This is a genomic window from Clostridium sp. 1001275B_160808_H3 (assembly GCF_015550425.1).
Classification (GTDB): Bacteria; Bacillota; Clostridia; order Clostridiales; family Clostridiaceae; genus Clostridium.
Genome location: NZ_JADNAT010000002.1, coordinates 1 through 24,879, shown reverse-complemented (window position 1 = coordinate 24,879; position 24,879 = coordinate 1). Strand labels below are relative to the sequence as shown.

At 27.5% G+C, this 24,879-nt stretch carries 24 protein-coding genes and 1 other annotated feature; of the genes, 3 read left to right on the top strand and 21 right to left on the bottom strand.

Going from position 1 to position 24,879, the window contains the following annotated elements:
• Positions 1-9 precede the first annotated feature (9 nt).
• Positions 10-1,053 carry an IS1 family transposase gene (locus I2A75_RS02085; protein ID WP_195262819.1) on the top strand — a complete coding sequence of 348 codons (1,044 nt, stop codon included), beginning with the start codon at positions 10-12 and terminating at the stop codon, positions 1,051-1,053.
• A gap of 444 nt (positions 1,054-1,497) precedes the next feature.
• Here the strand turns inward: I2A75_RS02085 and I2A75_RS02080 are convergent, their stop codons facing one another.
• The 11 genes from I2A75_RS02080 to I2A75_RS02030 form a co-directional block, all read right to left on the bottom strand.
• A complete protein-coding gene (locus I2A75_RS02080) occupies positions 1,498-1,884 on the bottom strand; it encodes a BlaI/MecI/CopY family transcriptional regulator (protein ID WP_195262818.1) in 387 nt (128 codons plus the stop codon).
• Positions 1,885-2,305: 421 nt separating this feature from the next.
• Entirely contained in the window at positions 2,306-4,405 is a 2,100-nt protein-coding gene (locus I2A75_RS02075) for a sodium-translocating pyrophosphatase (RefSeq protein WP_195262817.1), read from the bottom strand.
• A gap of 352 nt (positions 4,406-4,757) precedes the next feature.
• Complete coding sequence (locus I2A75_RS02070; RefSeq protein ID WP_195262816.1) at positions 4,758-5,657, bottom strand: D-alanine--D-alanine ligase; 900 nt, start codon at positions 5,655-5,657, stop codon at positions 4,758-4,760.
• A gap of 382 nt (positions 5,658-6,039) precedes the next feature.
• Positions 6,040-6,708, bottom strand: coding sequence for an endonuclease III (gene nth / locus I2A75_RS02065; RefSeq protein ID WP_195262815.1), 669 nt, complete (start codon positions 6,706-6,708; stop codon positions 6,040-6,042).
• An 8-nt stretch (positions 6,709-6,716) separates the two neighbouring features.
• Positions 6,717-7,421: a lysophospholipid acyltransferase family protein gene (locus tag I2A75_RS02060; RefSeq protein WP_195262814.1), complete on the bottom strand. Its 705-nt coding sequence runs from the start codon at positions 7,419-7,421 to the stop codon at positions 6,717-6,719.
• Between the two features lie 34 nt (positions 7,422-7,455).
• Positions 7,456-8,445: a tRNA epoxyqueuosine(34) reductase QueG gene (gene queG, locus I2A75_RS02055; RefSeq protein ID WP_195262813.1), complete on the bottom strand. Its 990-nt coding sequence runs from the start codon at positions 8,443-8,445 to the stop codon at positions 7,456-7,458.
• A 207-nt stretch (positions 8,446-8,652) separates the two neighbouring features.
• Positions 8,653-9,237, bottom strand: a complete 585-nt coding sequence (epsC, locus tag I2A75_RS02050; protein ID WP_195262812.1) for a serine O-acetyltransferase EpsC — start codon at positions 9,235-9,237, stop codon at positions 8,653-8,655.
• Between the two features lie 41 nt (positions 9,238-9,278).
• The gene (gene cysK, locus I2A75_RS02045) at positions 9,279-10,187 is read right to left on the bottom strand and encodes a cysteine synthase A (RefSeq protein WP_195262811.1); all 909 of its coding nucleotides are present in this window, start codon (positions 10,185-10,187) and stop codon (positions 9,279-9,281) included.
• Positions 10,188-10,303: 116 nt separating this feature from the next.
• Positions 10,304-10,535: a binding site (T-box leader), on the bottom strand.
• Positions 10,536-10,609: 74 nt separating this feature from the next.
• A complete protein-coding gene (locus I2A75_RS02040) occupies positions 10,610-11,866 on the bottom strand; it encodes a CBS domain-containing protein (protein ID WP_195262810.1) in 1,257 nt (418 codons plus the stop codon).
• 398 nt (positions 11,867-12,264) lie between these two features.
• The gene (locus tag I2A75_RS17905) at positions 12,265-12,603 is read right to left on the bottom strand and encodes a hypothetical protein (RefSeq protein ID WP_243241950.1); all 339 of its coding nucleotides are present in this window, start codon (positions 12,601-12,603) and stop codon (positions 12,265-12,267) included.
• A 377-nt stretch (positions 12,604-12,980) separates the two neighbouring features.
• On the bottom strand, positions 12,981-13,862 hold the full coding sequence (locus I2A75_RS02030; protein WP_195262808.1) for a YegS/Rv2252/BmrU family lipid kinase: 882 nt from the start codon (positions 13,860-13,862) through the stop codon (positions 12,981-12,983).
• Positions 13,863-14,123: 261 nt separating this feature from the next.
• On the opposite strand from I2A75_RS02030, the gene pssA reads away from it, so the two are divergent.
• Positions 14,124-14,645: a CDP-diacylglycerol--serine O-phosphatidyltransferase gene (gene pssA / locus I2A75_RS02025; protein WP_195262807.1), complete on the top strand. Its 522-nt coding sequence runs from the start codon at positions 14,124-14,126 to the stop codon at positions 14,643-14,645.
• A gap of 60 nt (positions 14,646-14,705) precedes the next feature.
• On the opposite strand, the gene I2A75_RS02020 is transcribed toward pssA, so the two are convergent.
• The 6 genes from I2A75_RS02020 to I2A75_RS01995 all read right to left on the bottom strand — a co-directional run bounded on the left by I2A75_RS02020 (position 14,706) and on the right by I2A75_RS01995 (position 21,328).
• Positions 14,706-15,056 (bottom strand): hypothetical protein, encoded by a 351-nt coding sequence (locus tag I2A75_RS02020; RefSeq protein WP_195262806.1) that lies wholly within the window; start codon positions 15,054-15,056, stop codon positions 14,706-14,708.
• A gap of 45 nt (positions 15,057-15,101) precedes the next feature.
• Entirely contained in the window at positions 15,102-16,133 is a 1,032-nt protein-coding gene (locus I2A75_RS02015) for a hypothetical protein (protein WP_195262805.1), read from the bottom strand.
• Between the two features lie 11 nt (positions 16,134-16,144).
• On the bottom strand, positions 16,145-16,687 hold the full coding sequence (locus I2A75_RS02010) for a rubrerythrin family protein (protein WP_195262804.1): 543 nt from the start codon (positions 16,685-16,687) through the stop codon (positions 16,145-16,147).
• A 164-nt stretch (positions 16,688-16,851) separates the two neighbouring features.
• Positions 16,852-18,222: a SpoVR family protein gene (locus tag I2A75_RS02005; RefSeq protein ID WP_195262803.1), complete on the bottom strand. Its 1,371-nt coding sequence runs from the start codon at positions 18,220-18,222 to the stop codon at positions 16,852-16,854.
• A gap of 2 nt (positions 18,223-18,224) precedes the next feature.
• Positions 18,225-19,400: a sporulation protein YhbH gene (yhbH, locus tag I2A75_RS02000; protein ID WP_195262802.1), complete on the bottom strand. Its 1,176-nt coding sequence runs from the start codon at positions 19,398-19,400 to the stop codon at positions 18,225-18,227.
• 5 nt (positions 19,401-19,405) lie between these two features.
• Positions 19,406-21,328 carry a PrkA family serine protein kinase gene (locus I2A75_RS01995; protein WP_195262801.1) on the bottom strand — a complete coding sequence of 641 codons (1,923 nt, stop codon included), beginning with the start codon at positions 21,326-21,328 and terminating at the stop codon, positions 19,406-19,408.
• 414 nt (positions 21,329-21,742) lie between these two features.
• Between I2A75_RS01995 and I2A75_RS18075 the strand changes: the two genes are divergently transcribed.
• Positions 21,743-21,868, top strand: a complete 126-nt coding sequence (locus tag I2A75_RS18075) for a hypothetical protein (RefSeq protein ID WP_257446478.1) — start codon at positions 21,743-21,745, stop codon at positions 21,866-21,868.
• A gap of 176 nt (positions 21,869-22,044) precedes the next feature.
• Here the strand turns inward: I2A75_RS18075 and I2A75_RS01990 are convergent, their stop codons facing one another.
• From I2A75_RS01990 to I2A75_RS01975, 4 genes are read right to left on the bottom strand one after another with little or no spacing between them, the layout of a single operon-like run.
• Positions 22,045-22,605 (bottom strand): hypothetical protein, encoded by a 561-nt coding sequence (locus I2A75_RS01990; RefSeq protein WP_195262800.1) that lies wholly within the window; start codon positions 22,603-22,605, stop codon positions 22,045-22,047.
• A 12-nt stretch (positions 22,606-22,617) separates the two neighbouring features.
• Positions 22,618-23,328 carry an ABC-2 transporter permease gene (locus I2A75_RS01985; protein ID WP_195262799.1) on the bottom strand — a complete coding sequence of 237 codons (711 nt, stop codon included), beginning with the start codon at positions 23,326-23,328 and terminating at the stop codon, positions 22,618-22,620.
• Positions 23,328-24,161, bottom strand: coding sequence for an ABC transporter ATP-binding protein (locus tag I2A75_RS01980; RefSeq protein WP_195262798.1), 834 nt, complete (start codon positions 24,159-24,161; stop codon positions 23,328-23,330). The genes I2A75_RS01985 and I2A75_RS01980 overlap by 1 nt, the downstream gene beginning before the upstream one ends.
• Position 24,162: 1 nt before the next feature.
• Positions 24,163-24,537: a GntR family transcriptional regulator gene (locus tag I2A75_RS01975; RefSeq protein WP_195262797.1), complete on the bottom strand. Its 375-nt coding sequence runs from the start codon at positions 24,535-24,537 to the stop codon at positions 24,163-24,165.
• Between the last annotated feature and the right edge of the window lie 342 nt (positions 24,538-24,879).

The window sequence follows — 24,879 nt, the reverse complement described above, 5'->3', positions numbered from 1 at the left end:
GAGAAAAATATGAAAGTATCATCATCACTATGTAGTTATGCTAATTGTGAAATTAATAGTAAATTTAAACAAGTAGATCTGTATCTTAACGAATTATCTATTATTGATATTTTAAAAGATAAAGAAATAAGAACTTGTCCTAATTGTAATTCTAATAACTTTATAAAATATGGCAAATACAGGGGACTACAAAGATTTAAATGCCTCAATAAGAATTGTGGTAAAACTTTTTCTAAAAAAACAAATTCCATGTTCAGTAATTCGAAGAAGCCATTGGATCTTTGGTTAAAATATTTAATTCTCATGAACAATGAATTTTCTCTTAGAAAGTGCTCCGCTATTTTAGGAATCAATTTAGCTACTTCTTTTTATTGGAGACATAAATTCTTAATTACTCAAACATCAAATAACTATAATATATTAAAAAATTATGTAGAAATTAGTAAAATAATTATTAAAGAAAACTTTAAGGGAGATAGAAAAGCTAGATACTATAATAAAGAAAATATCTTTATAGCTTGTGCAATGGATAGTAATAAATCACTCATTTCTAAAGCAATTAGTAGAAGATCTATCTCTTTAGAAGCCATAAATAAAAACTTCTCTCAAAACCTAGATAAATCTTCAGTTATATCTGCTTATAATGACAGGTACTTTGATATTTATGCAAAAAAACATAATGATACAATCCTTCCGCTATCATCAAAAGTTATTTTAAAAGTTATTAACCAATTAGCCTCAAATAATCTAACACCTTCAAATATTGTGTCAATAAAAAATATAAATAAAAAATTACCTTCTAACAGCATTTTTATACATACATTTTCTTTAAATATAAAAAAGTGGTTAGTAAGGTTTAGAGGTGTTGCTACTAAGTATTTGGAAAATTATTTGAATTGGCATATACTCGATTTTAAGAATGATTATAAAACTTATTCACTAAATCAAATTTTACTATTTAAAAACTTATCCTTTAAATCAACTTATATAAAAACCAAAAACTTTTCTGACTTCAAATTAATATATCAATATAATTCAACAGGCAATTATTAAATTTTTCCCAATCTCACTATAACTATCTGCTTTAAATATTTTATAAAATCATGTATTTTAAATACTAATTCTTGTGCAAATAAACTCTATATTAAGACATTAATTAAAGAGAGTTCTTGATTTAATAAAAAAAGAACCCTAATAATATATAGTAGAAATTTTCAAATTAATATTGTTAAATAGCACTTTTTAGATTTTAAAAATACTTAAACAAAAACTTTACTTGTTTTAACAACAATTTTTTAAAACACATTCATATAGTTTATTTAACTGTGAGCAACTCTTTATATATGCAATAGCCTTTCTTATTAAATTAAAACAAAAAAATAATTGATTTTTTATATGATACTTGAATATTAGTCTTAATCCTAAGATTAAAACTACTAATAAGCTTACAACTAAAGATATCACTAAAATATAATCAAATATTTTAAGATAATCTATTTAGTTTTCCTCCGATATAATTTTTTCGTTTAATATATTTCTTAACTCATTTATATCTTCTTTAGTTAGATTATCTGCTTTCACAAAGCTTAGTATCATTTCATTCAATGATCCATTAAATACCTTTTTTATAAATGAATTGCTTTCCTCTTTAATACACTCTTCTTCTGATACAAGTGGAAAATAGAAATATTCCTTTCCAAGTTTTTTAAAGCTTATAGCATCTTTGTTTAACAATCTACTTATAAGACTTTTTACAGTTGTGTTTTTCCAAGATTGTTTGCCTTTAAGATTTTCAATAATCTCACTTGATGTTGCTTCTCCTAAAACCCATATTATTTTCATAACTTCCCATTCTGCATCAGATATTTTAGGTAATTTCCCCATAAACCTCTCCCCCATCTTTAATTACATTCGTAATTTATAATTTAAGTTTACGAATGTAATCCTTAACTGTCAATATATAACTGTAAATATATAACTGTAAATATATAACTGTAAATATCTTATTAATATTATTTTCATATTTGGACCCATATAAATTTTAACATTATATGGCCTTAAATATTATGTAACTTATAAATATTATATTACTTTTAATATTCCCTAGTTTTTAATATTCCACAGCTTTTCAAAATTCTCTAGATTTAAAAAATTATAGAATTATTTAGATATTATTAATCCTTAAATAGATTAATTAATACTACCTAAATCTCTATAAATATTAATCAAAATAAAAAAGCGCTAACTAAGATTAATTTTTCTTGGTTAGCGTTTCTTTAAACTTGAAATAGAAATAATAATAAATCTAAAGCATTCCAAATGCTAGTACTAAAGCACCAAATACTATTGATACCATAGACATAAGCTTAATTAATATATTTATTGATGGTCCTGTAGTGTCTTTAAATGGATCACCTACTGTATCTCCTACCACAGCAGCTTTATGACAATCTGATCCTTTACCACCTAAAACTCCTGATTCTATATATTTTTTTGCATTATCCCATGCTCCACCTGAATTTGACATCATTATTGCAACTGCAAAACCAGTAACTGTGGAACCTGCTAGTAATCCTGCAACACCATTTGGTCCTAATAATAATCCAACTACAAGAGGTGTAACGATAGCTATTATAGCTATTGTTACAAGTTCTTTTTGAGCTGATTTTGTACAAATATCAACGCAAGAAGCATAATCCGGTTCTGATTTTCCATCCATAAGCCCAGGTATTTCTTTAAATTGTCTTCTTACTTCTACTACTATTTTAGAAGCGGCTCGACCAACCGCATCCATTGTCTTTGAAGAAAATAAAAATGTAACCATTCCTCCAATAAATAATCCTATAAGAACTTGGGGATTTAATATAGATAAATTAAATTCAAAGTTATAAGCTCCACTTTTCACCATGTTTTCAATAGAGTCCTTATATGCTGCTATAAATGCAAGGGCAGTAAGAGCTGCTGAGCCTATAGCAAAACCTTTTCCTGTTGCTGCTGTTGTATTTCCTAGTGAATCTAATGCATCTGTCCTTCTTCTAACCTCAGGGGCTTGATTTGACATTTCAGCAATTCCTCCTGCATTATCTGCAATTGGACCATAGGCATCAGTTGCTAGAGTTATTCCTAAGGTCGATAACATACCTACTGCTGAAATGGCTATACCATATAACCCCAAGTTAAAATCATTTGATCCACCTGACAATTTGAAGCTTATTAAAACTGATATAGAAACTATAATTACTGGAATTGCAGTTGATATCATTCCTAATGATAATCCACCTATTATAGTAGTTGCTGGTCCAGTTTTAGTCATATCAGCTAATTTTTTTGTTGGGCTATAGTTATCCGAAGTATAGTATTCTGTAAAAAATCCTATTAATATTCCAGCTATAAGACCTGATAGTATACTAAAATAAATTCCTATATTTTCAGATCCTAATACAGTTTTAACTATAAAAAATGATCCTACAGCTACAATAATTGATGATATATACACACCTCTTCTTAAAGCACTTAAAAGATTCTTCTGAGTTGCATCTTCTTTTGCCTTAACAAAAAATGTAGAAAAAATAGATGCTAATACGCCTAAAGTTGCAACTAATAAAGGAACCGCTACCCCCTTGGTGGATAAACCTGCCGCTACTGCTAAAGCACATGATGAAACTAGTGAACCTACATAAGATTCATATAAATCTGCTCCCATACCAGCAACATCACCTACATTATCACCTACATTATCTGCTATTACTGCTGGATTTCTTGGATCGTCCTCAGGAATTCCTATTTCAACTTTTCCAACTAAATCAGCTCCAACATCAGCTGCCTTAGTAAATATTCCTCCACCAACTCTTGCAAATAGAGCCATAGAAGAAGCTCCAATACCAAATGTTAGTATATTTGTTGTAATTTGAACTACACGTTCTGCTTCAACTAAATCTCTATAATACCAATCCAAGAAAAAATAACCAACGCCTATATAAAGTAATCCTAGAGAAACAACTACTATTCCAATTACAGACCCACTTTTGAAAGCAATCTTCAATGCTCCATTTAAACTTTTTTTAGCTGCAGTAGTTGTCCTTGCATTTGCATTTGTTGCAACCTTCATTCCAATAAATCCACTAAGTCCTGATAAAAATCCTCCAATAACAAAAGAAAAAGGTACAAATATTGATACATAATCAAAAAGGCTCAAAACTAAAAAGATAATAAACATTAATATAAAGAATATAGCTACCCCTTTATATTGCCTTGTCAGATATGCATTAGCTCCCTTTCTAATTTTAATTGATATGCTTTTTACCTTTCCTTCTCCTTCATCTTCTTTTAGTATTGTGTATGCTTGATAAGCTGCAAAGATTAAACCTAAGACAGATCCAAGTAAAACTAAGAAAATGAAATTCATTATAATTCCTCCTATTTTATTAATATAGATATATTAACTTCACTTTATTATACGTTTCAAACTTCTGGAAAATACTCAAATTAAATATAAATTTGATATAAATATTATCCTTATTATCATTTATATTAATAAAAAAGCTAATATATAAATTTTCCTCCTCAACCACTTTTCTCAAGATTGATACAACATTGTATAATTCTATACTTCCATACATAAAAAAATAGGTATGATTATTTTTACAAATCATACCTATCTATATATTTTATATTTTGTCTCTATCTTTTATAGTTTACCTATATATTTTATACTTAAGAAATTTATATTTTGATATTTTACACATATATTGAATTTTTTATTTCTTCAATGAATGTTCTATTATCATATCTATAAATTCAGAATAGCTTATTCCTTTTTCTCCTGCACTTTGAGGGAAAAGACTAGTTGCTGTCATTCCTGGTAAAGTATTAACTTCTAGTACATATGGAACTCCTTCTTCTGTAATTATCATATCAATTCTAGAATATACAGAACATTTTAACGCTTTATATGTGCTAAGTGCCATCTTTTCTACTTCAGTGTGAATATCTTTTTCTAAGTTTATTGCGTAATGCTCAGCTCCATTAGCAGAATACTTTTGCTCATAATCATAGAAATCAGTTTTAGCCTTTATAGCAAGTACTGGGAACATTTCATTTTCAAATACAGGACAAGTTATTTCATCACCTTTTATAAATTCTTCGATCATAACTTCATTGTCCCACTTTAAACCTTCTATAACTGCATTTTCAACATCTTCTTTTTTTGTTATTTTAAATGTTGCAACACTTGATCCTCCATTAGTTGGCTTTATAAATACTGGATATCCCATTTCTTCTATTGCAGCATAATCAATTTCTTCTACTGATCTAACATTTAACCATCTTGCAGTTCTTATTCCATTTGCTTTTAAGATAGTTTTTGTTAAATCCTTATCCATGCATAATGAACTGCTTAATGTATTACAACCTGAATATGGTATTCCTAAAGTTTCTAATACTGCTTGAACTGTACCATCTTCTCCAAACTTTCCATGTAAGGCTAATAATGCAAAATCTATATCTTTTACCTTTTCTATTACATCTTCCTTTTTATCTATAACAACTGGAATAACTTCATACTTTTCCTTGTTTATATGTTGCATAATAGAGTTACCACTATTTAATGATACTTCTCTTTCTGAAGATATTCCACCCATTAAAACTCCAACTCTCATAACAAGTCCTCCATTTTACTATAAAATTTACTGATTTAAATCTTTAATTATTATATCACTATACAGTCTATGATTAAAGTAATAATAGTAAACTAAAAATAAAAATTCCATTCCATTGCTTACGAATAGTAATTCTATCATAGTAGACTATAAGTATCCTCCTCCTAATAGAATTATATTAAAATTCAAAGTTACTATAACCACCTAAAGCATAAAAGAGATGTAAAACAACTAAATTTTACATCTCTTTTATTATTACTTTTATTATTAATTGAATGATTATTATTCTAAATATATTTATGTAGAAACTTTATAATTATTTTCATAAATTTATTTTTTGATTCTTTTTAATTTAAAACTCAATTTAGCTTCATAACTATTCTTACTTACTTTTTTTTGAGTCTTTCTTTTTAATTTCTTTTTTCTTAACTTCTTTATAATACTTACATTGTTTTGTTAAGTTACAAATCTCACATTTTGGATTTCTAGCAATACAACATCTTCTTCCATGGAAAATTAATAAATGATGGGCTAAACTCCATTCTTTTTTAGGAAGTTCTTTTTGTAGTTGCTTTTCTACTTCTAATACATTATCAGAATCAGCAAGTCCTAATCTATTTGAAACTCTAAATACATGAGTATCAACAGCTATGGATGGAACTCCAAAAGCATTTGATAATACTACATTTGCAGTTTTTCTACCTGCTCCTGCCAATGAAGTTATTCCTTCCATAGTATTTGGCACTTCTCCATTAAACTTTTCTTTAAGTTGATTACACATCATTATTAGATTTTTTGCTTTACTTCTATATAATCCAATTTGTTTTATTCTTTCTTCTAGTTCCTCCACTGTAAGAGTTAAAAAAGCATCTAAATCTGGATAATCCCTAAACAAAGTTTCAGTTACTTCATTTACTTTTTTATCAGTTGTTTGAGCTGAAAGTATAGTAGCAACTAAAAGTTGAAATGCAGATTCATGATTTAATTCACACTTTGCATCTGGATAATCATCCTTTAATGTTTCTAATATTACTTTTGTTCTTTGCTTCATAAAATCACCTATTTATATATCCCTCTATATTTTTCAGGTAGCAAGTTTGCAATAGACTTCATTATATATATCATGGATCTTTCATCAAATTCGTGCTTATCTTCATCTTTTTCTTTTACAGGTAATGTTATAGGGTCTCCAATTTTAATACTTACATCCGCATAATTAAATTTTTCTCCACCCATATCACCATCTTTATTTATAGGCAAAAGAATTTCAGTTCCATGCATACCAATTGGTATAATTTTAGCCTTTGTCATTCTTGCTATTAATAGTATTCCTTTTTTTCCTTCAATCATAGATCCAGTTCTACTTCTTGTTCCTTCTGGGAAAATAACTAAATTTTCTCCTCCTCTAACAAGCTTAACTATCTTTGTAATAGCCTCTTTATCTGCTGAGTTAGGTTTAATACCCACATTCTTAATCATAGCCGTTCCTAGTCTAGTTACAGGATCATTTGAAAGTTTTACTCCTGCAACAAATGTTGGATCATACTTTTCTCTAAGTACTTTATCCAATATTAAACCATCAGCATTACTCAAATGATTACATATAAATATTTTAGGACCATTTGCCTTTTCAATATTTTCAAATCCCTCTATTTTAATATTTGCATATTTTTTAAAATATTTGTTTACAATAACTTTTGTTATCTTCACTACTACTGATTCTGGTAATATGTTTATTACCTTTACTAATGTTGGTGATAACATTAATCTCCCTCACTTCCTATTGTTATATGTAATATTATATTTTATTACTATTTAAAAGTCTATCAACATAATCTTTTAAATAGGGAGAATCAGTTTTTATATCACTTATATCCCCATTATTATGCCTAATTTTAATTAAAGCATTCCTTTTCAAAACATTTTTTCCTCTCCATCCACAAGATGTATTTAGAAATGTTTCTTTAAATTCTCTAGTATTTATACTAGCTAACTCAACTGCATTTTCCTTATTCATAAACTCAAAAGGATAAAAATCACTTATATTTGAAAAACCTTTATCTTCATTATAAGGACAACAGTTTTGACAACTATCACAGCCAAAAACTCTTCCCTTTAATAATTTTATATGCTTATCTTCTAAATCCTTTTTTTGAGTAAAATATGAAACGCATATATTGCTATTTTTCTTATAAGCATTTATAGACTTACTAGGACAGCTTTTGTAGCAGTTAACACATTCTCCACATTCTTTAAAAAGAGAAATTTCATTAAAATTTCTTTCATCATCACAATTTATTTCTAAATCAGCTATTATTTCTCCTAAAAATACATAAGAACCATACTTTTCAGTAATAATCATATTGTTCTTACCTATAAATCCAACCCCTGCTAAATATGCTATATATCTTTCTGGTAAAAAATTGCTATCAACAAATGAACTTGCTTTTCCACCAAGCACCTCTATGTATTCACATATTTTACTTAAATATGACTTTACTACTTTATGATAATCTTTTCCTCTTGTATAAACTGAAAAACCATTATCAACATAATTTATATCATGAAGATAAGGGAAAGCTATTGATATAATAGTTTTCCCTTCATTCATATAATTAAAAGGATTTATCCTCTTTTCAATATCTTTTTCTTCAAACTCATTTTCAAGACCTTGTTTTCTTCTTTCATAAAAGAAATCCTTAAGTTCTGTAAACTCCCTACATCTTATAAATCCTAAAGTATCTAGTCCTAATGAGTTACAATAATTAATTATATCTTCTTTTATCATAACTAACCTCTATATAAGTAACATTATATATTACTTCTATATAAGTAATATATAATGTTACTTATATATTACTTATATGAAATATTAATTATACTCTCTTTTTTATAATCTACTTTATTTATATAATATCTAACTCCTTCGATAATTAAATTATCTCCTGTAGTCAGTATCACCTATAATAATTAATCTCTATATAACAATAACATTCTATATAATCATGTTATTATATATTGTCTTTTTATTTCCATCTTCATCTACTACTTCAATTATATCATTAATATTTTTAATTATATTTCTTCCTGCGCAACCAACAACAGTGGCTTTTTCAGGAACTTCCTTTAAAACTACAGTATTTGCTCCAACTCTAGATCCCTTTTTCAAAGTTATTGGACCTAGTACCTTTGCTCCAGCCCCAATTATTACATCATCTTCTACAGTTGGATGTCTCTTACCTTTTTCTTTTCCAGTACCACCTAAAGTTACTCCATGATATATTGTAACATTGTTTCCTATTTCACTTGTTTCCCCAATTACTACTCCCATCCCATGATCTATAAATAAGCCTTTTCCAATTATAGCTCCTGGATGGATTTCTATTCCAGTAAAAAATCTAGCTAATTGCGATAATAGTCTAGCACAAAAAAATCTTTTATGCTTATATAAAAAATGTGCAATTCTATATGCAATTAAAGCATGAATACATGGATATAATAAAAGTACTTCTACCTTACTTCTTGCAGCTGGGTCTTTTTCTAATATATTATTTATGTCATATCTTAAATTTTTAAACACAGCTATTTTCCTCCCTTTGTTAAAATTACTTATTACTAATTTTAATCGTAAATCCCCATAGATATATATTTTTCTCCACCATCAGGTGCTATCACTAAGACTTTTTTACCCTTTCCAAGTCTTTTAGCTTCTTGAAGTGCTACAAATATAGCCGCTCCTGATGATATGCCTAGTAATATTCCTTCTTTTTCTGCAAACTCTTTTGTCATCTTAAATGCATCTTCATCTGAAACCTTTATTACTTCATCTATACATTTAGGATTATATATTTCTGGTATAAATCCTGAGCCTAGTCCTTGTATGTTATGGGCCCCTGCTCTTCCTCCACTTAATACTGGTGATTTAAGTGGCTCTACTGCAATAACTTTAATTTTTTTCATCTTCTCTTTTAGTTTATTTCCTACTCCTGTAACAGTTCCACCAGTTCCTACCCCTGCAACAAATGCATCTAAATCATTTATTTCTGAACAAATTTCTTCTGCTGTAGTTTCATAGTGTTTTGTTGAATTTGCTAAATTTTCAAATTGTTGAGGCATAAAATAATTATCTTTCTTTGCAAGCTCTTTTGCCTTTTCTATTGCCCCATTCATTCCTTCTGCTCCATCAGTTAATATAAGTTCTGCTCCATAAGCTTTTATTAAATCTCTTCTTTCTTTGCTCATGCTATCTGGCATTACAATTATAACTTTATATCCTTTTATCCTTCCAATCATAGCTAAAGCTATGCCTGTATTTCCACTTGTTGGCTCTACAATTACTGAACCTTCTTTTAATAATCCCTCTTTTTCAGCCTTTTCGATCATTCCTAAAGCTGCTCTATCTTTGACACTTCCACCTGGATTATATTTTTCTAATTTAACATAAACTTCTGCACTATCCTCATCAACTAGTTTATTCAATTTTAGTATAGGTGTTCTTCCCACTAAATCTAATACGCTATTATATATCATATTTTCCTCCTGTTATTTAAACCAATAATCAAACTATATATTTAATTCACTATATAGTTTATTCTAATATATTAATCTATAATTTATTATAAATTAAAAACTTCGTCTCTAAATAATATAGAGACGAAGTTAGCTCCGTGGTTCCACTCTAATTAGACTAATAAATTAATCTCACTCATAAATGCAAATTAGTGCATTATCATTATAACGGATGATACCGGAAAGTTCTACTTATTTCAAACCTCAACTCCAAAGTGCACTTCATATAAATTGTAGGTAAAAAGATCTCATCCTTCTTTTCTCTCTGTAACCTTCCTCTATACTACTCTTCTTTTTCATAGTCTTTAATTCTGAGTATTTTAGTAAGTTTTATATTTTCATTATATTCTTAAAGCTTTAATTGTCAACCCACTATAATCTTTCTATTTTATCTTTTTCTTCCAAACTGGATATAAAATTTCATCTATTAAATCATGAGTGTTGACAGCTCCTATTAATTTATCTTCTTCATCAATTACTGGTATAGCTAATAAATCATATTTAGCTGCAATTTCTATTGCTTCATCTATATTAACATCATGCCTAATTACATTAATATTTTCATTCATTATATCTTTAACTTTAACATTTGGTTTATTTAATATTAAATCTATTTGACTTATATCTCCTAGTATTCTATCTTCTTCATCTGTAATATAAATCCTATAAAGCTCATCTTCTTCAAGTTCTTCCATTTCCCTTAATATATCAATTATTTCACCAACAGTTATATCTAAGTTAAACGAAATAAAATCTGTACTCATTATACTACCAACAGCTTCATCTTCATAGCTTAATAATTCCTTAACTTCATCTGCATCTTCTTTTTCTAAATTTACTAGGATCTTTTCTCTTTCCTCATCATCTAGTTCATCTAGAATATCTGCAATTTCATCATTTGGCATATTTTCTAGAAGTTCAGCTGCTTTTGTTTCACTTAAGTCTTTTATAATACTTCCCTTATATTCAGGTTCAATTTCTTCTAATGTATCTGCTGCTAAATCTTCATCTAGTGATTCAAAAATTTGCTTTCTTGAGCTTGCATCTAAGTTTTCTAATATATCTGCTAAATCTGCTGGATGAAGAGTTGAAAGCTTTTTATATGGTACTGCTATTTTCAAATTATTATCTACCATTTCTAGTGACTCAACATCATCCCACATTAAAACCCTATCTTCATAGTCTTTTCTAAGCATCTTATAAATAAAGCTACCAAACTTTGCACAATTCGCTCTTCTAAATCTTGCCATAGGACCAGTTTCAACAGCTATTACCCTATATTCTCCTGCAATTTCAGCTATTCTTAAATCATCAACCCTAACTACTTGCTTGCCATTAATATCTACTATTTTTTTATCTAGTAAATGTTCTGATAAAAGGTAAGAATATGTTCTTGGGAGTATTTCTTTGCTGCCTCTTGTAACTATTTTTATCCTATTGTCTTGTTGATAAAAATTAATACTCCTAAACTCATAGTGAAAAGTATATCCATCTCTTTTGACTTTATAGCCAATTACCCTTGGATATCCATCCTCAGTAGTTACATAAATATCTTTAAGTTCTCCAAGGCTTTCATCAAACTCGTCATACATCTTTCTTCCTAAGATATTTGTATATAGAAATACTGATAGTTTCTTCATATCTTTTCCTCCTCACTTTTAGAGGAGTAGACAATGAATTAACTATAACAAGATTAATTTATAATGAAGTCCATCTCCTCTAAAACTTTAATATTCAATTTTGATAAGTTACTACTCTGAGGGACACCCTCCATTTTAAATTCACCCCTTATTTATTTAGAATAAATATTATTTTATTTTATTATACATATAATCTCCAATACTATATTATATTAAAATACCCCAAAAAGGCAACCTTTTTAAGAATGTAAAATATAAAATGAATAGTTAAAAATTATCTGTATTTTCATTCTTTAAATTTAAAATTCAAATAAAAAAAACTGATGACACTTTGCCATCAGCATAAAAAAGGAGTTGTTACATAACTTCTGCAACAACTCCTTTACTTTATTAACTATTTATTTAAATGTAAATATAGATTTAAGTAAACAAAATAATATTAATACTTCACCAATTATTGGATAAGGATATATACTTACCCCTCCTAATAACAAAATATATTCTACTATATATAAAAATAAACTTACTAGCAGCAGTCTCATACCAACTTTATTACAAAATGGCTTATCCAAATTAATTAATATAAACACTGCTAAAGAAGCTAATATAATTAAATATATTAAAATTGGTATCATTCCATTTTCTAAAGAAATAATAAATCCAAAATTATTAGTTATACTTATACTAAATTTATATGTATATACTAATACAACATATAGTAAACCTAAGATTATCATAAAAATATAATTTCTATTAAACTTTAACTTTTCATTTCTTAAAAAAATATACAAAGCTGAAAGTATAATTAAAGGAATACTAAAGTAATTAAGCAGGACATAGTATTTCAAAAAATATATTATTCCTTGCTTTTCTATGATTACTCCACATAATAAAACTAAGCATCTTAATATTAATGGCATTAATGAGATACTTACAAATAATTTAATCTTTTTGGGTGATAAATCTATATTCTTTTTTTCTAGATATAAAATAAATGTAATTATAAATAACAAAAGACATAAATAGCTAAACTCTAACAATTGTTACTCCTACCTTTTTATATTACTGCTACTTATAATTATTAAAAAAAATTTCATTTTATTCTAGTTTTATGCTATTTTACACCTAAAATTTTTAATCCACCTTTTATACATTTTATATGAAGTGGAAACTCTGGCCCTTTTTCTCCATCAATATCTGTTCCGATATCTTCGTGAGATTCAATATATAAATTATTTGTTTTAAAATAAATAACATTATCTGAATCTAAATGCTCACCTTTTAGTACTTTCACAAATAGAGGTATTAATTCTATTATTGGTATGGCCTTAAATATTATAACATCAAGCTGTCCATCTGTTGCATCTGCTCTTGTAGCTAATTTAAAATTACCTGCTGTTTGACCATTAAATACTAACATGAAGTACATTTTACCTTCATAATCCATTTCATCTGATTTGATTTTTATATCAAGCTTTCTAAAGTTCGGTAATTCTTCTAGTCCCTTCAAATAATATGCAAGTTTACCTATTGTATTTTTTAAATTTACATCTGTTTTTTGTGAAACATCTGTAAATAAGCCTGTACTTGCTACATTTACAAAATACTTATCGTTTATACTTCCTAAATCTACTGCTGTAACTTCAGAAGATAATATTTGTCTGCATGCTTTTGAAACATCTGAAGGCATTCCTAAAAATTTACCAAAATCGTTAGCTGTTCCAACTGGCAATATTCCTATTGGAACTGAAACACCGCACTTAGTCATTGCATTGACTACATTGTCTATTGTTCCATCTCCACCAGCGATTAAAACGTAATAGTAGTTATTTTCCTTAAAATCATTAAAAGCATTTATAACATCCACTTCTTTATCTATTCTATATGGGACAATCGTGTATCCTGCTTCTTGGTGTATTTTTATAACCTTATCTAGCTGATCTAATATTAGGTTTTCTCCTGAGTATGGGTTATAAATAAATTTTACCTTTTTCACATTACCCCTCCTAGGTTAATTTTATATTATATTCCAATTATAAAAACTCTATAATTCCATACAATAAGTATATATAGTATATTACTATATTTTACATATAAATCAAATTAAATATTAGCCGGATTTCTTAATTTTATCTTAATAATTAAATTAATCTTTAAATATCTTATATTTAATAGAAATCTATGATATAATATTGCATTGATAATAAAGCATAAAAGAAATAAAAATCGTTATGTTTTAAAAACCAGGAGTGATTTTATGAAAAAAAGTTGTATTCCAAATGTTTTTACATTTATTAATTTATCATGTGGCATAATATCTATTTTATACACTTTTGAAAAAAATTATTTATTTGCCTGCTTCTTTATAATAATAGCAGCACTTGTAGATAGATATGACGGAAGAGTAGCAAGATGGTTAAATGTTTCTAGTGAACTAGGAAAAGAGTTAGATTCACTAGCTGATTTAGTTTCCTTCGGAGTTGCACCATCTATACTTACATTCTTAATGTATGATTTAGCAAAAGTAGGACCAGCTGGAATAATAGGTACTGCTGTATTATTAGCTTTCCCTATATGTGGAGCTTACAGATTGGCTAGGTATAATACTTCCACATTTGATGGAGTTTTTACTGGAATTCCTATAACTATTGCAGGAAGTTTTATGGCTGTTTTTGTATTTTTTACACTAAACCATAGATTAACTCCATGGATTCCAATTATACTTTTAATGGTAGGTTCTTATCTTATGGTAAGTACATTTAAATTAAAGAAACTTTAGTCACAAAGATAGTAAAAACAAAAAAGCTATTTCAATTAATATTGGAATAGCTTTACTTTTTTACTCTTCATCTTCTCTTTCTGAATTATCAAAATCTAATTCATAATCTATTTCTGTTAATATATTATCTTTATTTGTTTTTTCATCTATATATTGTTTCTTTATCTTACAATACTTTGTATATGAACCACTACATTCCTCTAGTGTTTTTATTATTTCATCTATTATATCACCTAGCTCATCTGCTCTTTCTACAGCATCTTTTACATGACTTTTCTTGGCTTCTGATATATTATTTAATTCATTTGCCCCACCAATTAATAGCCTATAAGAGTTGACCATAGAGCTAAGTAAATTAGTCAAATTATTAATTTCGTTATATTGATTTTTAATTAAATCTCTGTATGGCAATTAACCACCCCGCATTATAATACATCTGATTATAACTTCACGTACCTATTGTAAATCTTCATTACCTTCTATAATTTTATTTTCTTCTTCAACATTATTTTCTGCCTCAATATTATTATCTTCTTCAGCTTTGTTTTCAGTGATTGTTGTATCTCTTTCTTCTATATTGATATTTTTTTCTTCAATTTCACTTTCTTTTATAAAATTGTTATTTCCAATTTCATTTTCACTTTCTTTTATAAGGTTATTATCTACTATGAAATTATTATTTTCTATGAACTTAGTATCAATAGATTCATTATCTATTAACCTATTCTTCTTTATTACTCTTACAAATTGATTTTCTTCTATAAATCGACTATTTTGTATTTCTTGAACAAATTCATTATCTATAGTATTATACATATCTGAATCATGAGCAAAGCTCTCTTTTAATTCTTTATCATTTTTGCAAAATTCTTCTTTATTTATTAATTTACAATTCAAATTTTTTATCTGCTCTTTTAATATGTCCTTTGCATCATTAACTACTTCATTAATTGTTTTTTCAATAGAATCATAGTTCAAATTTTTACAATTTAATGATGCTAAATGTTGATTGTAGATATCTTCAATTTTTCCTATATAATAGTCTATCATTCCATCTATATCTGACTTTGATAAAGGTCTTCTTATATTTGAAATAACATTTTTATAGTTATTATATAATTCTCTAAACTTTCTAACGTATGAATTAAGTAATTTCAAACGCTCTCTTTCACTCATATCAAGACAGCCTGCTTCTCTGAGTTCTTCCATATATCTCATGAATCCTTTTATATAATTTGCAATTTGTTCTTCTATGATTTCTTCCTCTATATTTTTTAATTCACTTTTTAGAACTTCTTCGATTTCTCCTCTAGAATTTCTAGATATACTATATTCTATATCAGCTAACTTTGCTCTACTATTTGGGACACTAAAATCACTTGTCTTTCTTTCTGTATCATATTCCATTGAATCTGTTTCGAAATTATATCTAAACTCTTCACTAAATAATACTGGTACAAAAAACTCCTTAGGTATTGATATAAACATAACTTACCTCCTTAAACATTTGTAATTTTACAATATGGTTTAAAGTAAGCTCTTGGATATTTGCATAAAGGACAAACTAAAGGTGCTTCCTCACCTTCATGAATATATCCACAATTCATACATACCCATAATGAGCCTTTTGGACCTCTAAACATAGTTCCGTCTTCAAGCTTATCATAAAGTGCTTTAAATCTTTTAGCATGATTTTCTTCTGTTTCAGCTAATTCTTTATAAAAATCTGCTATTTCATTAAACCCCTCACTTCTTGCATCTTCCTCAAACTTTTTATATGAATTTTCATATTCATCTGATTCACCTAAAATACAATCTAATAGATTATCTTTAGTGCAACCTATCCTTTTCAAAAATGTTCCAAATACTTCTCTTGCATGAGCTAATTCATTTCCTGAAGTTTCATCAAATATTTCCCCAACCCATTGATATCCATCTAATCTTGCTTTTTCAGCATATAAGGTATATTTAGTTCTTGCTCTAGATTCTCCAGCAAAGGTCTTGTAAAGATTTTGTTCTGTTTTACTTCCCTTAAACTCCATTATAATCTCCTAAAAATTTATACACTTATACATTATGCATTTAATTATTTAAATGTGAACTTAAGTTATAAATTGCAAATATAAAGGCGAAGATAAATAAAATATGTGGTAAATTCATATCTTCTATCTTCGCTCTTTCTTTATTTTAAATATAACTATTTTAGCTAATTAATAAAAATCTTTCTATCTTCATTGCAAATTATTTCTATTTGCTTACCTTCTTTAGTTTTTGTTATTAAAGTTACCTTGCGCCCCCAAAGATCTTGAACATATTTTAGAGTTTCTTTAGCATATGACATTTCAAGTTCTCTTCCATCGAAGAAATGCTCTAATGTTAAAGTTAAGTCTCTTCTATTTAAATTAGTTACTCTAATGTATGGAATTGATGCAACTCCACAAGTATCTGCAAGATAATCTCTTATTTCTTTCCAGCCTATTTCATCTGGAACCTCTTCAACTACATATTCAAAGCTCTTTTTAGCATACTGAAATAAGTTTAGTTCTTCACATAATTCTCTTGTTAGATATCTTCTTAAGAAAGAGCTATCTCTTTCTGTTTTTCTAACTTCGAATATTTTTTCTCTACCAAATCTTTTTTCAATATCTTGAAAAACCTTAAATCCTAAATAATATGGATTAAGTCCGCCAACTATAGGTGCTACAACATCATTGTGTCTTTTTAAGAATTCAAAATGTAGTCCATCATCTAGATCTAATTCTTTCAATATATTATAATGCCAAAAACTTGCCCAACCTTCATTCATTATTTTGGTTTCAATTTGAGGCATAAAATATTGAGTTTCTCTCTTTACTATTCTTAATATATTCTTTTCCCATTCTTCTAAAGCACTATATTTTATTATAAAACCTAAAACATCATCACAAGGCTCTACTGGTATCTTTGATACATCTGGAAATGGTATTTCATCATTTTCATCTAAAATACCTCTATTTTCTTTTTTAGAATAGTAATCAGCAATTAAACTTTCTTTTATTTCATCGCCACTTAATTCTTTTACCCCAACTACTCTAGGTATTTGATATCTAATTGCATGTGCTGCATTCAGTATTTTTTCAACCCTTTCGTAGCCTATACTTGGATCATTTATATATCCTCTAACTATCTCCGCATCTAGCTTAAACATTTCTAATGCACCTTTAGCATTAGTTCCTTCTACAAACATTCTATTATTTGCAAAGAAATCATTATGACCATATACATGAGCCATAGTTAATATTTGTAAAAGTAGTGTATTTTCTCTCATTAAATATGCAAGACAAGGATTTGTATTTATTACCATTTCATATGGTAATCCAGTCATATTTAATGAATACAATGTTTTATTTTTATCATATGCTTTACCATAACTCCAGTGAGGGTATTTAGAAGGCATACCAACATATGCCTCATACCCCAACATTTCATTAAAGCCTATTATTTCAAATTCTTGCGGATAAAAGTTAAGTCCTACTTCTCTTGCTTTTTTTTCTATAATTTCATTCCACTTCTCTAAAGTGCTAACATCGTATTCCATAATTATTCCTCCCTGAGCTCTTTAGATAACATGACTTTCAATGCATCCCATAAATCCTTCTTTTCCTTAACAATTACAGAAACGAAATTTTTACAACTTATCTCTTTATTGAATCTATAATACATTGTTGTTGAATAAGTGGATGGTAATAATTCTGCATATCCAAACATATTGCTTATTTTGCATAATTCCTTTACAGATTTCATTGCCCTTTCATTATCTTCGCTCCAGTTGTCTCCGTCACTAGCATATATAGGATAGATATTCCACATTTCTGGTGGATACTTTTCCTTAATTAAATCTAAAGCTGTATTAAGTCCACTTGAAATGTAAGTTCCACCTGATTCTGCTTTATGGAAGAATTCAAACTCATTTACCCTCTTTGCAGTAGTAGTATGAGATATAAATTCAAAAGCTATATTATTATATTTTCTTTTTATGAATCTAGATAAAACAAAGAACAATGATCTAGCCAAATATTTTTTGCTACTATCCATAGACCCTGATACGTCCATGATAAATAGCATTACTGCATTACTTTCTTTTTTAGGTTTCTTCTTAACTCTATAATATCTAAGGTCTTCTTCTCTAAAAGGAAATCTTTCTATATCATTATCTAAACCTACTTCTTGTAATGCCCTCTTTTTGCCTTGTTTTCTTTGTAGTTTTGCTACAACTGTCTTTTTCTTTGCAAGTCTTGGATTTATTCCATATCTTTGATAACCACGCTTTCTGCCTGCACTTTCTGTTATTATTTCAGAGTATTTCTTTCTATCCAAATGAGGTAATTCTAGATCCTCAATGATATAATCCATAAGCTCTTCCATGGTTATTTCTGTTTCGTAAATATCATCTCCTGGAGAGTTACCAGCACCTTGATTTCCACTTTTTCCTGATTTAGGGCTTCCATCAGATATTTTATCTCCTCTTCTTTCTTCCCCAACTCCAGTGGCAACCCCTTTATTATTTCTTCCAAATACAAATTGATATTCTTTTATTCCTCTAATTGGAATCTTAAATTTTTTATTTTTACTTTCTCCAATTATACTTTCTTCTGAAAGAATATCCCCCAAATTTTCTTTTATAGATTTTTCAACTAATTGTCTATGTCTTCTTCTATCTTCTATTGATCTATCATGCTCTAATGGATTATCTGCATTGTCTCTAAAGATTGCCATTGTTATCAATCCTTCCACAAGTTGTTTGCAGCATATTTTAATATTACATCACAGCAATGTAAGCAATATCCATTATTTTGCATTTCTTCAACCATAGAATTGTATTTTTCAGCTTGTTCTGTATCTCTAACTCTAGATTTAGTTATAATTCTTGAAAGATCCTTAACAGATGCCATAAGTTTCTTTTCAATAGCTTCTTTTAAAGGCTCATATGAAGTATAATCTATCTTGCTTCCATTTCTAACTAAGTAGAACATGTATGAAGTAACATCTGCTCTAAAGCCTTTGCATGAGTTTTCTGAAACTCCAATTTGTTCTTCTATACTTCTCATAAAGTCTTCATCTGGATTTAACTCTTCTCCAGTTGATGTATCCTTAATCTTAGTCTTATTAACAAATGCTTCAGCATTATCTATATAATTATCAAATAAGCTTTCAGCTTGTTCTCTAAAGGAATGAATAAATGCCTTTGTAATTTCTTTTTCAAGAATCTTATTATATTCTTTTCTAATTGTATCTTGTACAAATCCAAGATATTTCTTCTTATCTTCAGCTGCTATATCCATTTCCTTAACTGATTTTATAATACTTTCCATTATACTTAATGGGTTGATGCAGTTATATTCTGAACTTGAAAGGGCATTATCAATTGCCTTAATTATAAATCTAGTACTTATACCCTTCATACCTTCATATGAGCCTGCTTCTTCTCTTAATTCATTTATATCAATTCTCTTAGTACTTCCCTTTTCAACTATTTCTTCACCATTGTAGATCTTAAGTTTTGTTATAGGATCTACCTTTGCTGATGGAGTTAATCTTGAAAGGATGGCAAACATAGCTGCAACTTCTATTGTATGAGGAGCTATGTGAGCATTAAAGTTACTCTTTTTTAAAATCTTTTCATATATTTTTACTTCTTCATCAAGCTCTAAGCAATATGGAACTTCTATTTTTACAATTCTATCTAGGATAGCTTCATTTGTATGATCTGATTTAAACTTGTTCCATTCAGCTTCATTTGAGTGAGCTATTATAAGTCCATCAAAGTAAATCATAGATCCCTTACCTGGTGATGGAATTGATTTTTCTTGTGTTGCTGTGATTATTGTATGAAGATATTCAACGTCATTTTTGAATACTTCTATAAATTCAACTAATCCTCTATTACCAACGTTAAATGCTCCGTTTAAAGAGAATATTCTTGGGTCATCTTCTGGATACATATCCATTTTTGAAATATCTATTGATCCAGTTAAAATTGAAGTATCTTGGTTATTTGGATCTACTGGTGGAACAACACCAATTCCCTTTCTTGATCTAATAGAGAATCCTTTTGTTTCAACTGGGAACTTTTCATATTCTCCATTAAATTCATTCATAAGTCTATACTTACAAACTGGACATAAATCTCCTTCTATTTTTACACCTAATAATTCTTCAAATTTTGGTCTTAAATGTTTAGGTATTAAATGTAGAGGTTCTTCATGCATCGGACAACCTTTTATAGTATAAATAGGATCACATTCAACAAGCGCTTTTTTCAAAGCTTCTACTAATGATGATTTACCTGCCCCAACTGGACCAACTAAGTATAATACTTGTCTAGCTTCTTCTCCATTCATTGATGCTGAATGGAAGTAATTAATTAACTTCATAATTACCTTGTCAATTCCAAAGAAATCATCCTTAAAGAAACCATACTTTCTTATTGAGTCATTTCCATATATTTTTTTTACCTTAGGGTTTTCTTCGCCCTTTAGTACTTCTACTCCCTTACTAACAACCATATCATAAATTCGCTTATGTGAAAGCTTAGCTATATCTGGGTTTTGTTTTATTATTTCTAAATAATCTAAGAATGTTCCTTCAAATTTTTCTTTGTTTCTACTTTCTCTATCACTTTTTATAAATTCTTCGAAGTTCATTTACTTCCCCCCCTTTTTACTAAAATATATTCACCACTATACTTTATATATGACAAAATATTTTAGATGACCTTTTTATTTGTTTTACCAATTTACTTATTATTTAATCTTACGCATATTAATTCTATGCATGATAATCTTATACATATACATATAAATTTTGAAAAAATAAATATATTTTGATATAAAGAATAATTAATAAAAAACTGATAATAATAAAACTTATATGAATCTTACTCATAAAAGTGAACTAATTTGTATAAATATTTTTATTAAAAAGTAAAATTTGTTAATTTAATATTTATCATCATTGATATATTAATAACAATTATTAATTAGTAACTTTTATTGATAAATTGATTATAATATAGTATAATAGTAACAAATAAAAGAACATTTAAAGGGGTGTTATACATGGAAGGAATAGCATGCATGCTAAGCAAAAAGTGTAGAAGAGAAAAATCAGAAGAAATAGTTAAAAATATGAATGATGAACAAAAAACTTATGAAGAAATTTATGAAAAAGTAAGTAGTAAATAATTAAATTTTATTATACCTAGCTCATCATTGAGCGACTAATTGAGAATTTAAAAGGACAATTTTTGTATATTAAATGATCTCATATAGAAAAAGTAGAGAATGTGATTTCTCTACTTTTTACATTTTTCTTGACCCTAAGGGGCTATGCATCTAGGGACAGATTTCTTTCAAATTATTTATTCTATTGTAAATGGCATTGACGAGTTATCTATAAATTCAGTTGAACTATCAAATTTAACCTTTCCAATCAAGGAATTTGATTTAGGCTTATATTTATAATATTCTAAATTATATGATACCCTCATTCTATTAGTATCAAAAATCTTATTATCAAAATTTAATCCTTTTGGAATATCGAATACATATTCTTTCTTTCCTTCCTTATCTAGAAAAGGACTATAATCTATATTGCTCTCTTCATTACCATCAAAGTACTCTCTTTCACTAAAATCATAACCTATAAATATAGGGTTAGAATTTATCAAATTATTATTACTAAACTGTAATTTAACATCTCTTAAGCTTCCATAATATTTACTATTATTTTTAAAGCTAACTTTTATTTTATAAACTTCATCTTCCTCCTCAAATCCTGAGTACGCTATACTTAATTTAGGAACATCAATAAATCCATCATAATATTCTTTTCTATCTCCTAACATAAACTTGAATCCGAAAAATGAAATAAATAAAAATATACAAATTCCTAAGCTTATTTTTATAAATCTTACGTTCATATATGCCCCTCCTTAATCTATATCACAATTTATATATATTTTTAATGATATATATATTGAAAATAAAAATATAAAGACTAATATGAATAATAATAAAAACATATATATCTCTCTTGATCTAGATGCTAAATCATGAGTTACTAGATTCAAATGTTTAAATGAAAACACTGCTATTTTATTAGAAACGTTCATAAGGAAATTATCTCGCATCCCATAGTTTGGACTGATCAAATGATATTTAAAAGTAAATATATATGAAGTAATCAATATTAAAAACGGTCCAATATTTCTTGCTAATTTATATCCAAACTTGAATATAATCGGTATAATTATAGAAAAGCTGACCATAATACTAGAAAAACTAGCAACCACATCTTGTAATACCATTAATCTTGAAGAAATTAATATGTTATTTGTTCCAAAACAAATGTACATTAATAAATTAGATAAAAATAATATTAAAAGTACTAACATATATTTTGAATAAACTATATCTTCTCTTCTAGTTGGAAAGCTTAGTATATAGCCCTCACAGCTATTTAAACTATCATAATAAAAACTATTCATCACTACTATATAAGTAATAGCTATAGGAAGATAAGTAGGAAAATAATCAGATAATATACCTAATAATAACCAAACTAGTACTATAGTAATTATTGCAGCTTTTAATGATCTAACCTTTAGACCCACTAATAAATCTTTTTGTATAAGCTTAAACATTACTTCTCCCCCTTTATATAGTGAAACATTATATCCTCTAAGGTTGGAATACTTATATTTTCATTATCCAAACCTTTTTCATTTATAAATAAACCTTCCATGTAGTACTTTGTTTCCTTTGTAGAAATAAAATTTAATTTACTTTCTTCAAGTTCTTCCTTTGATCCCCTAAAAATTCTGTATATTTCCTTTATAGACTCCATGTCTTGTGAGAAAATTAACTTTCCTTTGTTAATAAAAGTTATATAATCTGCTATTCCATCTAAATCTGAAGTTATATGAGTAGAAATAATAACACTTCTATTACCATCTTCTATTGCTTCTTGAAGTAGTTTTAAAATATCTTTTCTTATAATAGGATCTAACCCAGCTGTAGGCTCGTCTAATATTAAAAGTTTTGCATCATGAGATAACGCATTAGCTATCATAAGCTTAATAGCTTCACCTTTTGAAAGTTCTCCAATATATAATTTTTTATGAATTCCAAATCTTCTTAAGTAAGAATCAAAGAGATTTGAATCAAATTTAGAATAAGACTTACTAACTATTTTCTTAAAATCTTTGACATTTAAATGACCATAAAAATTTAAATTATCAAAAACAAAACCAATATTATCTTTAACATACACCTCTTCTTTAAAAATATCTTTATCAAATATTTTAATTTCTCCTTTATCAGCTTTAATTAACCCAAGAAGCATTTTAATTAAAGTTGTTTTCCCTGAACCATTAGGTCCAATTAATCCCATGATAAATCCTTCGTCTAACTCAAAAGAAATATTATCAAGCTTAAATTTTCCTCTCTCTTTGCTTACATTCTCTACCCTAATCATACTATTCTCCTTCATACAACAAATCTATCATGTTATAAATATCTTTCTTATCTAGCTTTATAGCTCTTGCTATTTTCATAATATCTTCTAACTTCTCTTCAATTTCCTTAAGCTTTTCCTCATAAATAAGCTCTTTATTAAAATAGGATACATAGCATCCCTTTCCCCCAACTGTTTCAATAAAACCTTGATTTTCTAGTTCTTCATAAGCTCTTTTAGTTGTAATAACACTTATATTTAAATCTTTAGCTAAGGATCTTATAGAAGGCAACTTTTCATTAGGCTCTAATGTTCCATTTATAATTTCCTCTTTTATCGAATTAACTATCTGCTCATATATTGGAAACTTAGATGAATTACTAATTAATATTTTCATTTTTCACCTCAAATAACTATAATTACTGTATATGTATACTATATACAGTATGCACATAAAAAGTCAACTATATATTGCACTTTTTACCAAATATATTTGTATAATGCATATATAAATGATAGATACTTTTTTATTATTTATTCACAATCATATATCTAAATAAAAACATGTCCTATTCTAAATAACTAAAGGAAGTCGTGAAACGCGACTCCCTTTAAAATCCTTATAGTCCTGTTTTTATAAATTTTGCAAGGGGCTCGCGAAATAAACTGATACCTATAGACTAGACACTTAAATAAAAGGGTTTATGGCTATAGGTATTTTTTATATAATTAAATAAAT